This window comes from Lactobacillus laiwuensis, assembly GCF_019972835.1.
GTDB lineage: Bacteria > Bacillota > Bacilli > Lactobacillales > Lactobacillaceae > Lactobacillus > Lactobacillus laiwuensis.
This window is the reverse complement of sequence record NZ_BPPB01000021.1, coordinates 1-13,029: the sequence shown is the minus strand read 5'-3', so window position 1 is coordinate 13,029 and position 13,029 is coordinate 1. Positions and strand designations below refer to the sequence as shown.

General features: G+C 35.9%; 12 protein-coding genes and 1 riboswitch. Of the genes, 5 read left to right on the top strand and 7 right to left on the bottom strand.

Annotated elements, in window-relative coordinates:
• Nucleotides 1-361 precede the first annotated feature (361 nt).
• Nucleotides 362-1,885: an SLAP domain-containing protein gene (locus tag LDM92_RS09455; RefSeq protein ID WP_223903028.1), complete on the bottom strand. Its 1,524-nt coding sequence runs from the start codon at nt 1,883-1,885 to the stop codon at nt 362-364.
• A 160-nt stretch (nt 1,886-2,045) separates the two neighbouring features.
• Here LDM92_RS09455 and LDM92_RS09450 point away from each other — a divergent pair, with 160 nt between their 5' ends.
• Nucleotides 2,046-3,368: a replication-associated recombination protein A gene (locus LDM92_RS09450; RefSeq protein ID WP_223903029.1), complete on the top strand. Its 1,323-nt coding sequence runs from the start codon at nt 2,046-2,048 to the stop codon at nt 3,366-3,368.
• Nucleotides 3,369-3,516: 148 nt separating this feature from the next.
• On the opposite strand, the gene LDM92_RS09445 is transcribed toward LDM92_RS09450, so the two are convergent.
• A complete protein-coding gene (locus LDM92_RS09445) occupies nt 3,517-3,828 on the bottom strand; it encodes a hypothetical protein (protein ID WP_223903027.1) in 312 nt (103 codons plus the stop codon).
• Nucleotides 3,829-4,216: 388 nt separating this feature from the next.
• Here LDM92_RS09445 and LDM92_RS09440 point away from each other — a divergent pair, with 388 nt between their 5' ends.
• Together LDM92_RS09440 and LDM92_RS09435 are read left to right on the top strand one after the other, a co-directional pair.
• A complete protein-coding gene (locus LDM92_RS09440) occupies nt 4,217-4,588 on the top strand; it encodes a hypothetical protein (RefSeq protein WP_223903026.1) in 372 nt (123 codons plus the stop codon).
• 266 nt (nt 4,589-4,854) lie between these two features.
• Entirely contained in the window at nt 4,855-5,772 is a 918-nt protein-coding gene (locus LDM92_RS09435) for an alpha/beta fold hydrolase (RefSeq protein WP_223903025.1), read from the top strand.
• 65 nt (nt 5,773-5,837) lie between these two features.
• Here LDM92_RS09435 and LDM92_RS09430 read toward each other — a convergent pair whose 3' ends face one another.
• The 3 genes from LDM92_RS09430 to LDM92_RS09420 all read right to left on the bottom strand — a co-directional run bounded on the left by LDM92_RS09430 (nt 5,838) and on the right by LDM92_RS09420 (nt 9,260).
• Nucleotides 5,838-6,587, bottom strand: coding sequence for an amino acid ABC transporter ATP-binding protein (locus tag LDM92_RS09430; protein ID WP_223903024.1), 750 nt, complete (start codon nt 6,585-6,587; stop codon nt 5,838-5,840).
• On the bottom strand, nt 6,587-8,212 hold the full coding sequence (locus LDM92_RS09425) for an ABC transporter substrate-binding protein/permease (RefSeq protein ID WP_223903023.1): 1,626 nt from the start codon (nt 8,210-8,212) through the stop codon (nt 6,587-6,589). Before LDM92_RS09425 ends, LDM92_RS09430 begins: the two co-directional genes overlap by 1 nt.
• A 109-nt stretch (nt 8,213-8,321) precedes the next feature.
• A riboswitch (Lysine riboswitch) is annotated at nt 8,322-8,498 on the bottom strand.
• Between the two features lie 129 nt (nt 8,499-8,627).
• Entirely contained in the window at nt 8,628-9,260 is a 633-nt protein-coding gene (locus LDM92_RS09420) for a DNA-3-methyladenine glycosylase (protein WP_223903022.1), read from the bottom strand.
• A 44-nt stretch (nt 9,261-9,304) separates the two neighbouring features.
• Between LDM92_RS09420 and LDM92_RS09415 the strand changes: the two genes are divergently transcribed.
• Nucleotides 9,305-9,664, top strand: coding sequence for a DUF488 domain-containing protein (locus tag LDM92_RS09415; protein ID WP_223903021.1), 360 nt, complete (start codon nt 9,305-9,307; stop codon nt 9,662-9,664).
• On the opposite strand, the gene LDM92_RS09410 is transcribed toward LDM92_RS09415, so the two are convergent.
• Both LDM92_RS09410 and LDM92_RS09405 read right to left on the bottom strand, forming a co-directional pair.
• Nucleotides 9,659-10,438 (bottom strand): TerC family protein, encoded by a 780-nt coding sequence (locus LDM92_RS09410; RefSeq protein WP_223903020.1) that lies wholly within the window; start codon nt 10,436-10,438, stop codon nt 9,659-9,661. The genes LDM92_RS09415 and LDM92_RS09410 overlap by 6 nt on opposite strands.
• 130 nt (nt 10,439-10,568) lie before the next feature.
• Complete coding sequence (locus tag LDM92_RS09405; protein WP_223903019.1) at nt 10,569-11,273, bottom strand: NAD-dependent protein deacylase; 705 nt, start codon at nt 11,271-11,273, stop codon at nt 10,569-10,571.
• A gap of 577 nt (nt 11,274-11,850) precedes the next feature.
• Here LDM92_RS09405 and LDM92_RS09400 point away from each other — a divergent pair.
• Complete coding sequence (locus tag LDM92_RS09400; protein WP_223903018.1) at nt 11,851-12,765, top strand: protein NO VEIN domain-containing protein; 915 nt, start codon at nt 11,851-11,853, stop codon at nt 12,763-12,765.
• The last annotated feature ends 264 nt before the right edge of the window (nt 12,766-13,029 follow it).

The window sequence follows — 13,029 nt, the reverse complement described above, 5'->3', positions numbered from 1 at the left end:
AGGAACTCCTTTTTCTAATGTTTTAAGAAATTAATTTAAGGAATTATTCATCCTTACACAAACTATTTTACGGTCTCCTTCCTGTTGTATCAGATGGTAACTTATTATATTTTGATCAACTGCGCTTTTCATATAAAGGAGAAATCTATGCTAATCATGTACTTGCTCGATGTAGAGCTATTAGATTAGCTATGCATTAACCGAATTGTTAACATATAAAAGCTAAGAGGCTGATAATGGTAAGGATTTTATAAATATTAGTTTAGTGATAAACTGCAATTTTCAAATTAGACAGTAAATTTAAGCAATAAAAATAGAGTTAAACCACTCTTATTTGGTGGACTAACTCCATTTTTTTAATTTAACTCCATTCGGCAAAGTTTAAAGTACTTAATTGAATTTTGGTTGTGTCAAGTAGCCAAATTTCCTGTTTTACTTGTGCAATCGTTGCTTTTGGAGATTGTAAAATAGAAGAAGCAATCATCAAAGCATTATTATAATTACTTACTGCACTTTGTTGCTCACACTTAACATTCTTGTTGTTCTTAGTTTCCTCAAATTTTCTTTGCAATTCTTGCTTATCCTTATCTGTTGCTACTTTTTGATCGTTCTCAGCATCTTTAGCAGTATTGAGAGGGGTAAGTTTAATTCCACTGGCAAAAGTAACATCACTAGCTTTGACAAAGCTGTTAGTATAACGCATCTTATCTTCTGTCGATTCAATTAGTTTATTGTTTTTATCAAACTCTGGTTTTTTAAGGTCAGTGCCGTCGTTATTAACAAAATAGTTTCTGTCTATTCTGTAGGTTAAAAAGTGATAAAACAGTTCTGCTTTGTTTTCGTTAGGTACCCATAAGTAATAAAGACCATCAACGGTCAAGGGGTTTTGCTTACGGTTCCTGTAACTGATACCTGTTGGAGTACCGTCAAAATTATAGAATTTAGTATTTGTCGTAGTATTAGGCTTTACATAGGTGAATGTAAGCTCTTCGTAACTTGCTGTTGGCAAATAGTTTCTTAATTTAATGTAACCTTGACCAACATATTCGTTAGGATAATCGTGCAGGCGATAAATATAGCCTTCAAAGTCTTCTGCCCAAGGTTGAACCGCTAAATCAACTTTAATTTTTTGCCCCTTTTTTAGTACGTGCTTAGTAGAATCATTGGTTAAAGTTTGAGTTGTCGTCTTTTTAAGAACAGTAGCATAGGTAACGCCATTATACATAAGAGGATACCCATCTATACTATCAACGTTATTTGCTCTAATATAACGATTTTTCCCTATGGCATAACAGTCTTTACCGTTAACTGTTTCTGCCTGCAGGTAATAAAAGATTGGTTTTTGCTCAGAAACGTTAAATTTTGCAAAATAATATTTTTGCTTGGATTGAGATTGCTTAACCTGACCCTGATAGTTAACGACTGATTTAACTGGTAGAGTCTTGCCTTTTAATTTACCGGTTTTAGTATAGATTGCAGATCTGTGATTCAAAACCAGCTTACCGGTCTTAGAGCTTTTGCCGTTAACGTTATTGACATCACCGTCATTAATATATTCCCCTTGACCAATTTTATAGTATTTTTGCCCATTAATCATTATTGTGCCGTAATAATCTAAGGAGTCGATATCAAAAGAAGAAACATAACAGAATCCATTCACATCTACTTCAATTACAGAATAATTCCCGTTTTTTCTTGCTTTAAGTCTTTGACCATATTGATTATATACGGGTGCGTCATTGACTAAAGTAATTTTGTTTTTAGCTAGTTTTTGTGTTTTTGGTGCAGCTTGCACTGTTTGAATATGATTTAGACTTGGCAGCAGCGGACTAATTGTCAACAGGGTTGCGGCTAAACCAAGACCAATTTTCCTGAAAAATTTCATATCTTTACCTCATTATATGTGACTTTATACCCAATATAATTATAACGCAAACTAGTTAATAAAATTAGAGCAAACAGACGTTCATTTATTTTTGCTAGCGGACAAATACTTGTATAATTAGGGTAGTAAGTGTTAAGAAGTAAATAAAGAAGATGTAATGATGAAGCAAGAATCATTATTTGCAAATAGTGGGCAAAATGAACCATTGGCTAACCGCGTACGGCCCCAAAACCTAGCTCAGTTTGTAGGGCAAGAACAGCTGCTGGGACCGGGGAAAATATTGCGGGAAATCATTGATAATGACCAGGTTTCCTCAATGATTTTTTGGGGACCACCGGGAGTCGGTAAAACGACTTTGGCTGAAATAATTGCCCGGCAGAGTCAAGCGAGCTTTTACAACTTTAGTGCGGTTGACAGCAGCATTACTAAAATCCGCAAAATTATGAAGCAGGCTGAAGCTGAACACGAAGTGGGGCAAAAAACGCTGGTATTTGTAGATGAAATCCATCGTTTTAATAAAGCACAACAAGATGCTTTTTTACCCTACGTTGAACGTGGCAGTATCATTTTAATTGGTGCTACGACCGAAAATCCTTCCTTTGAAGTTAACTCGGCGCTGCTTTCACGCTGCAAGGTTTTTGTCTTAAAACCGCTTGAAGTCAAAGATATCATTAAGTTATTGCAAAACGCTTTGCACAACCCTAACGGTTTTGGCAAGTTAACCGTCAAAATCAGTGAGCAGGAGATTAAAGCCATTGCCAAATTTGCCAACGGTGATGCTCGGACTGCTTTAAATACGCTGGAGATGGCAGTTTTAAACGGTCATAAAACTGGCAATACGATTGCTGTGACTATGGATAGTCTTGAACAATTAATCACCCAAAAGTCGGTCCTGTATGATAAAGACGGAGAAGAACACTACAATATCATCTCCGCTTTGCATAAATCAATGCGTAACAGCGATGTGGATGCGGCAATTTATTGGCTGTCGCGGATGCTTGAAGGTGGAGAAGATCCGCTTTATATTGCACGCAGACTAGTGCGCTTTGCCAGTGAAGATATTGGCTTGGCAGATACTAATGCGCTGAATGTGGCGGTCAACGTCTTTCAGGCTTGTCAATTTATAGGGATGCCGGAATGTGATGTGCATTTGACGGAAGCAGTGATTTATTTGTCGCTTGCTCCGAAATCAAACGCAGTTTATAAGGCTAGACTAGCTGCTGAAGAAGATGTTAAGAAGACTATTGATGAACCAGTGCCTTTGCAAATTCGCAATGCCCCGACTAAGTTAATGAAAGATTTGGGCTATGGTAAAGGTTACCAGCTCGCGCATTATGCTAAAGACAAGTTAACGACAATGAAAACTATGCCACCGAGTTTAGAGGAACACGAATATTATTTGCCAACCTCGCAGGGTCATGAAGACCGTTTTAAAAAGAGATTGGAACAGATTAAAGAATGGCACAAAGAACACGATGATTAGCGCGCAGCTTTTAAAGTCTAGCCTCATTGGTTTTAATTACCGGGACACTGCTATTTGAGCATCAACTAAAAAGCGGGCAAACCACAATTTAAGTGGTTTGCCTGTTTTTGTGCTCTTTCTTTTCTGTGGCAATATTTATTTAAATTCATTATTTAACGAAAAGCATGTTGCCTGAAGCCCACATAATATAAAAAAACAGAATAACACCAATTATTAGAGCTAATAGCCAACCTAAAACCAAACTTATAATAAAGGTAATATGTTTGTGTTGAAAAAATGTTGTCAATACTTCCGCCAAAGCTGATAGTAGAAGACCTAAGGCGCAAACGCTTAAATCAACAGATTTGGAAAACGGTAAGATTAAAACCAATAAGAATGCGCCTAATACAATAAACCATAAATATTTATAGCCATGATCTTGTAACAGTTGCTCTTTTATCGTAGTCTGGTTTCTGGTCATTATCGATAGCTCCTCTAATCATGATATTGTCAAGATTTATTATGCACAAAGCAAGATTAAATTTTTTAGAGATACCAACTTTTCTAAGTCTCTCCGACATTTTTCTGATACAAGAAACAGTTATAATTTAATTTAAACTTTTAGTTATATCAATGATAATAATTACTTATAGGTTAGTACATAAATATTAAATTGTAAAATTTTTAATTAGAGATAAATTAAGCTGATTTTTGACCAATCTGAAACAGATGTAATAGCTGATATTTCTAACGGAACAACTGCAGTGACTAATAGAACCTTTGATTAATACCACATTTCATTTATAATTATAAATAATAAAATAATTAAAATAAATCGAAAAAGAAAGGCTGTGGGAAATAAGATGAAAATGAAATTAGCAAGAGTTGCTTTACTGTGGTTGTGTATAATTGAAATGGAGGCTTTTTTCTCCAATAAGCCGAATTATAACTTAATATGGTCAATTAGTGCGTTCGTCATAACAATAATTGCTACAGTTTGGTTTGAAGTAAAAGAAGATACATTTATTGACCAAGTCGAAAATGACTTAATTTACTGTATGGTATTACAAGGCGCACCAATTAGCTTTGAAACTTTATATTTGTTAAATATGACAGATGAGCAAGAAGAGCACCCGTTATTGATACTCTTTATTATTGTCTTAAATTTAATTTGTGTGTTCTTACTTGACTATTTAATCAATCGAGTTAAATTTTACAAAGTTGAAGATAAAAATGATTAGAATTTAACATAATTTGAGTACCAGGCTATTAAAATGCTTGGTACTCTTTTCTAGCATAAAGTTCGTCAGACTTTTGATATATACTGTTTCCTCAGCTCGCTCTTCAGATAGCTTTTTCTTTAGTTTAGAGTAGACTCTTTTGATAAAAATTACTTCAGTCTTGTAAATATAATTTGCAATTTACAAGTTAGCGACATTAATAATATACTTAAATAAAGTAGCAGTGTATGCATAATAACAAGCGATTATATGAATATAGGCAAAAAATGAGTAGCACATCAGTAATAGAAAACGTCATAATTAACGGTACTAAACTTTATTTTTCAATTAGTTCAAAGCAAGGCCGGAAACCAATCATTTTATATTTGCACGGTGGACCAGGAGATGCCTGCATTCCCTTGACCAAAAAGTTTAATAGCGAACTAGAAGATCATTTTATCTTTGTCAATCTGGAACAAAGAGGCAGCGGACTATCGTATTACAAATTTTCACCTGAAGAAAACTTGTCCATTAATACCATCTTGGCAGATATTCATCAGTTTATGCTTTATTTATTAAAACGGTTAAAACAAGATAAATTGATTATCATGGGTCATTCTTGGGGCACGGTTTTAGGACTCTATTTTATTCAAAAGTATCCAGAGCTGGTTACGGAATATATCGGAATTGGTCAAGTCGTTAATATGAAAAAGAATATTGCTTTACAAAAAGCTTTTTTACGAACAAAAATGAAAAATACTGCCAAACTTGATCAGCTTGATTTTGCACACGAACCAACTAAAGCCAGCCTCAAATTAACTAAAATGATTGTGGCTTATGGCGGTTCAATCTATGGCGCTAAAAACTATCGTAAATTAATTTGGCCGTTTATATCGGCTAAAGATTATTCTTTTAAAGACTTAATTCAGCGTTTGCAGGGCTCGAAGCAGTCAATTCAATATTTCTGGGAAGAACTCATGGACGTTAATTTTGAAAACATCGTGCATTTTGCCATTCCCATCACTTTTTGTGAAGGGAGACATGACCATCATGTTTCCTCGCAATTGACTGCAGAATATGCTGCTAAAATTACTAGTCCGTGCAATATAATTTGGTTTGACCATTCAGGTCATTTCCCGCAGTGGGAGGAGCCAACTAAATTTAATCAGGAAATTATTGGACTTTTAGAGCCACAAGCAAACTAAAAAACTGGCAAATCACGTTATTCATCACGTAGATTTACCAGTTTTTTATATTCAATTAGACCTTATTAATTATTCTGAAAATTACTCAAAAACTTGACGGTTTTTTCATTTTGCGGGTGATTGAATAATTGATCTGGCGTGCCTTGTTCAGTAATTACGCCATCACTGATGAAAAACATTTGATCGGAAATCTCCTTCGCAAACGCCATTTCGTGGGTTACGATAATCATCGTTAAACCAGTAGTAGCCAGATTCTTCATGACGCTTAAAACTTCACCGACCATTTCTGGATCCAAAGCACTAGTAGGCTCATCAAATAACAAAATTTCAGGATCCATGCAGATTGCCCGGGCAATCGCAACCCGTTGTTGTTGTCCACCTGAAAGTTGGCTGGGACGAGCATTAACGTATTGCTCCATACCTACCTTTTTCAGATTGGTAAGCGCAATTTTACGTGCCTCGTCTTTTGACCGTTTTAATACCAACTCTTGACCTACCATACAATTGGCTAATACATTCTTGTTTTCAAACAAATCAAATTGTTGGAAAACCATGCCGACTTTTGCCCGGTAAATATTGCGGTTGTAGTTTGGTGCCAAAACATTTTCACCATGAAAATCAACTTCACCAGCAGTGGGTTCCTCAAGCAGGTTGATGCAGCGCAAAGTTGTTGATTTACCACCACCTGAAGGTCCGATAATTGTGGCAATTTCACCTTTGTTTATATCAAAAGAAATATCTTTCAAAACTTGGTGTTCACCGAATGTTTTCTTGATGTGCTTTAAACTTAAAATAGTTTCGTTTGCTTCAGTCATTAGTTCTTAGCCTCCATGTCTTTTGGTGTGCCAACTTGAACTTGGTTTGCCATTAAGTTGTAATTCTTGCTTCCTTGGAGGTGTTTTTCAATTAAGTTGAATATTCTGGTAATGGTAAAGGTCAAGATGAGATAGATAGCAGAAATTGTTAAATAAGTTGGGAAGAACTTAAATGTCTGACTCGCAATAGTTGAACCGACGAAGAACAACTCTGATACAGAGATGATGCTCAGGACTGAGGTATCCTTGATGTTAACAATAAATTCGTTAGTAATTGAAGGCAAGCAGTTCTTGATTGCCTGTGGCAAAATAATATGCCACATTCTCTGGTTGTGGGTCATTCCTAGCGCACTGGCTGCTTCAAACTGACCTTCAGGTGTAGAAATAATTCCTCCCCGAATGATTTCGGCTAAATACGCTCCAGTGTTGATCGAAACAATGATTAGTGCGGCGACGGTTCTGTCAATATTCAGGTGCCAGAATTGGGCAATACCATAGTAAATCACAGCTGCTTGCACCATCATTGGCGTACCCCGAAAAATTTCAATATAAACCGAAAGCAGCCAGTTGACAAACTTGAGCAGCCATCTTTTACCACCGGTTGTTGGTGTAGGAATGGTTCTCACAATACCAACGGCCAGACCGATAAAGAAACCTACAATGGTACCAACTGAAGCCAAAAGCAAGGTCATGCCGATACCGTTTAAAATCATGCCGCCATATTGGCGCCACATTGATACTAACCAAGGTTCTGATTTAGCCTTTTTACCTTTTTTATCACTATCAGTTTTAGGTTGCTGCCTGACAGCTTCAGTCATTAACCTTACCCTTTTTGCTTGAGGAATAGTAGCTAAAATTTGGTTAACGCTCTTAAGCAGCGCCTTGTTGGGCTTGGCAATTCCGATTGAAGTGACAGATTCTTCTTTAGTAGCATGGAAACCAGCCATTTTGCTGACAGGAATTGACTTAATGTCAGGGTCAACCATCTTAAAGGAAGTTGATTCAGTGTCTTCGGCAACATAACCGTCAATGGTGCCGGAGATTAAACTTTGCCGCATAGCCGCAAAATCGCGCATAGCAGGTTGTCTCTTAGCACCTTTTAACTGCTTGATTAAATCATAGTGGAAAGTACCTTGTTGCGCTGTTAATTTAGCACCCTTAAAGTCGATCAGCTTTTTAGCGCTAGCATATCTGCTGTTAATCTTGGTAATTACCACAAAAGTACTGTTTCTATAAGGCTTAGAGAAATTAATGGCCTTTTCACGTTCAGCTGTTGGGCTCATCCCAGCGATAATCAAATCAGCTTTGCCACTGGTCAAAGCGGGGAGTAAACCGTCCCATTCAGTCTTAACAACTTCGACTTTTCTGTGTAATTTTTGACCAATAATTTTGGCAATTTTAACGTCATAACCATTGGCGTATTCTTTTGAGCCCTCAATTGGCACAGCACCATTGGCATTATTAGTCTGTGTCCAATTGTACGGCTGATAATTTGCTTCCATGGCGACTTTTAGCGTACTATCGTCCTTTTTGGCGTTAACTTCATTCAGACTAAAATTAGCCCCAATGCCCAAACAGGTGAATAAGGCAACTAAGGTAGCCAGCCACTTAAATCTTGACTTCATTTTGAAAACCTCCACAAAATATGTTTCAAATAAAGCCAATACAATAAAAGCGTAAACAAAAACCTCGCTGTTAGTCAAAAACAACGAGGTTATAATCTATTTTTTAAACAAATCATATAGCGCTCCCTGGAGATGAACCAGGACAGTCTGCAAAATATTCTCTTGCAGCCCAACAAAAAGATTGAAACGAACAACATTTTTGTTTCGGCAGTAATTCTTACGCTAATCTTCAAAGTGTTCGCTCACTCAGATTAGTTTCGTAACAACCGCGACCTCTATTGCATTGGAAATTATTTAACTTAGAAAAATAATAGGCTATTAAGAGTGACTTGTCAATAACTTTATTTAAAAAATATTTTATAATTATCTCATTTATTATCTTTTACTATTTTAAAAGACCACTGGGACACTGCTCTCACTGCCAGCCATTATCTTTTTGATAGGCACTTTTTTTCATTCTGGAAACATAGGGATTACCTGCTACATAGTAACGTAATTTTTTATTGGCCCATTCTAATTCGGATTGACTAACGCCAATTCTGGCACTGGTTTTAATTTCCTTAGCCCACTTTTTATGATTATCATCTAAATCAATTTTAAATGGGGAGTCAGACAAGAAGTGTAAATTCCATTTTTTATCGTGAATGCCAAAAGCCTGCATCATTTTCGCGGGACCATTAGTTAAAAGCACTCCATTTTTGCCGGCACGATTTTTAATCATCTGCTCTATGCCCCAGACTGGTTCGATGGCTCTAATTAAAACTCCTTGCGGCTCATTATATTCTTGTGTTGCGACATCGAAAAAGAAATACTGTCTTTGAGCATAAATATAAATAGTTCCGCCTTTACGATAAAGACCTTCATTAGCCGGACTGCGATGACCGCCATAAGAATGTGCTGCCCGGTCTTTAACGCCTAAGTAAGCTTCAGCCTCTACAATATAGCCACCCATTATATTCTGGCCATCATTATATGTTAATGGTCTGCCAATCAAATCTTTAGTAATGGCAGCAGTTGATTTATTAGAGAAATAAGTTGAATAATTCATTTTTCTTTCCGTGTAGTAAACTTAAACTAAAAGGAGATATTATCATGACAAAAATAAAAGTAGTGCGCATTTACGAACATGAGCAGCCTGCGGGCTACCGCATTTTAGTTGATCGTCTGTGGCCTAGAGGCAAAAGCAAAAAAGATGCTAATTTGGATGAGTGGGTCAAAGAAATTGGTCCCAGCACTGAATTGCGTAAGTGGTTCAATCACGATGATACTAAATATCCTGAGTTTAGGCAAAAGTACATTGCTGAATTAGAGCATAATCCAGCGACCACAGCTTTTGTTGACCAGATTAAAGCTAAGCTTGCCGAACAAGATGTCCTTTTTCTTTATGGTGCAAAGAATAAAGAGCACAACCAGGCAGTTGTGCTCAAAGAATACGTTGAACAAAGATTATAGTTTCCGTCTTTTCCTTTTTGCTCGTATAAAATGAAAAGCAATAGTTAAGAGAAGAATACCGAACACAATTAAGGCAAAAGTTGTATTTGGCAGTTCGTAATGTAGCGGTGGTAAAGACAATAAAAGCTTAAGAGCAATGATAGCAATTAAAATGTAAGCCATCGGTTGCAGTTCAGGAATAATGTCCATCAATTTGATTATGATTTCGGCAACACCGCGCATACATAATATACCAATCATGCCACCAATTAATACCACTACCGGATTACTGGAAACCGCTAGGGCAGCTAGCACTGAATCAATTGAAAAGACGATATCCATTGCTTCAATTGAAATAACGGTCCGCCAGAAAAGTGATAGAAAATGTTTGCCCTTTTTGGAAGAATGCTTAGTAATTTTTGCACTTTCAATCTTTGCGTTAGTGGCAGCCTTTTGGGGATGCCTTTGGTCGTAGAAAAACTTGAAGGACAGATAGAAAAGATAAAGGCTGCCTGCTAGTTTAATTTCCCAAAAATTGATCAGATAAGTACCGATACCAATCACAATGAAACGAAAAATATATGCACCCCATAGACCATAAAATAATGACTTTTCCTGTTGTTTCTTGTCAGGCAAAACCTTGGTTTGAGCTGCCAAAACAACTGCATTATCAACAGAAAGCAAGCATTCCATCAGAATCAGGGTTAAGATGATGAGCCAATCTTTGCCACTGGTCAGTACGTGAATCCAATTACTTCCACTGAAAAAGGGAGCATACATTTTAAAAATTGCCATTTAATTAAAAGCTCTTTTCTAGTCCAGATTTATTTTTGATTACTGTTTCGTATTTTAGCACAAGTAATTTATAGTATCCGGGTAAAAAAGCAATTCTGCTGGTTTAAAGGACTTTCTTTTTAAAAACTAGTTAAAGCTGTTTAAAAACATCTAGTGCATCCGCAATAATGGAAGAAATTCCTTCTGCTGGAATGGCAGTTTTATTAATTGCCCAAACTTTAGCTCCAGACTGCCTGTAAGATAAAAGCTGGGCAAAAGGGTACACAACGAAACTGGTGCCTGAAATAATTACAAGGTCAGAATTTTGCATTGCGTTGACAGATCTTGCTAAACTGTCTCCGTTAATGGCTTCACCGTATAAAACAATTCCTGGTCTGATAATACCGCCACAATTTTCATGCTGGTAAGATTTGGCGTATTCAGCGTATGAAACTGGTTTATGGCACTTAGTGCAGTAAATATTATAAAGACAGCCATGAAATTCGGTTACGTGTTTATTGCCGGCTTTGGTATCCAAGCCATCAACATTTTGTGTGATTAGATCGCCTTTTTCGTTGCAGATCTCAGCAATTTTCTGGTGGATTTCGTTTGGCTTGGCTTCAGGGAAATACATATTATCCATCACAAATTTGTAGAAGAATTCTGGTCGCTGATAAAGTGTTTCCTCACTTAAAATCGTTTCTGGACTTTCAGAGACGCCATCATAAATACCGTTTTTAGAGCGATAATCAGGAATGCCAGAATGAGTTGAAACTCCGGCACCAGTCAGAAAAGTAATGTGGCGTGCCTGATCAATATCATTTTTTAATTCAGTTATCTTGTTAGAATCAATCATAATTTTGCCTTTCTTAAAACTAGTTTTACTATTGCTAGTTTACTACAAGATTTTGTCCAACATATAGGGTTATTGCAATAAATGTTCGATGGTGTTACTTTAGGTGATTTGTCAAGATACTCCTACATAGGTTTTATTCTTACGCAAAAATAGTGAATCGAATCAACGAAACTAAGCAAAAATTCAAACGAACAAGGTGAAAAAGACCATAAGGATTAAAAGAAAATAATGCAGAGTTAATCAAAAGTCTGCTCTTAAAAGAGAATTTAGTCTAAGAAAAGGGAAAGTATATAACTATTTACGTTTCGCACAGTGACAAAATAGGTCTTAAAAAGGAATATGGTTCTGTCAGCTCATTATTGGAGAAATCGCTGCAGAATTTGAGATAGAACTGGATGATGACTTGAATAAAAAATTATAATATAAATAGATAAATTTTAAACAAATAGAAAGACTTGCTATTAAAATTTTGTCCCAATGGACTAATCATTTTTATAAATTGAATAATCCTGAATCTCTGGAAATAAATTGTGAGCCTTTATGTTATTCTAGATTATAAGATTACGAGGTGAGGTTAATGGTTCAATTTGTTTGGGTAAAACGAGTAAACGACCAAAAGCTTAATGATATCAGGGATAATGAATATCTAAAAAAAATATTTGAGCAATTCAAAAATTATGAAGAAGAGGAAAGCAAAGCGAAGAAAGCTACTAACAGTGGTAGACCCCATAGTTATCGAGACGGTATAATCAAGATGTTGTTCAATTATAAGACTATTTATGGATCTATTCCAGATGATGTCTTCAGTGATACTTTTAAGAAAAATCTGAGTGCAATTATGGAGTTAAATGGTTTTGCTAAATTTAATCAAGAAAACCATAGTTACCCTATGGCCAGCACCAAGGCTTTTTTAAAATTTCTTAACTCTTATTCCGATTATGATAAGGTAGATGATAATGCTAATTCAAATAGAGAATCATATACATATAAGGCCCCGATTGCAATTAATAAGAAAATAGTTAAGCATAAGAAGACTAGATCCAAATCTAAGGCCAATAAACTTCTTCCCAAGATTGACTATTTCGAAGAGGAGAAGAAAAAGACTGATATTGGAGCTGCTGGTGAGAAGCAGGTAATGCTCTATGAAGCCAATAGATTAAAGGATTATCCTAAATTACAAGGTAGAATCATACAGAGATCAAATAAATCTGATTCATATGGGTATGACATTCTATCTTTTGAAAAAGACGGGACTGAGCGTCATATAGAGGTTAAGACGACCTCTACTAATATAAGTAATCAGATAACTTTCCAAATGTCAGAAGGTGAACGCCAACATGCGTTGGAATTCGATAATTATTGGATTTACTTTGTTTTCTTTGATGGAAATCAACCTGTAATTTATCCATTTAAGAATCCTATAATTAGACCTGAAGATGAAGTTAGGGCAGTGCCTATCAAGTATCAGGTATCCTTCAATATTAATGATTAAAAACTCATTACATATGATAGCTTTTTTGTTTGCATCTGGGTTCTTAGTTAGTCATCAACCGTCCTAGAAACTAATTCACTTGATAAATCAATTATATTTTATAAACTCCACTTATTTTGATACTTGTAAAACCTTATATATCAATGAGTAAGCTACATTCAATAATGTTACTTAAAAGGCTCCTTGGCAAATCCTGTTGATAGAGCTTAAATGAATAGAATCAAGCAGCTAATAAACTGCTTGGTTCTTTTTCTTTTACCTTGT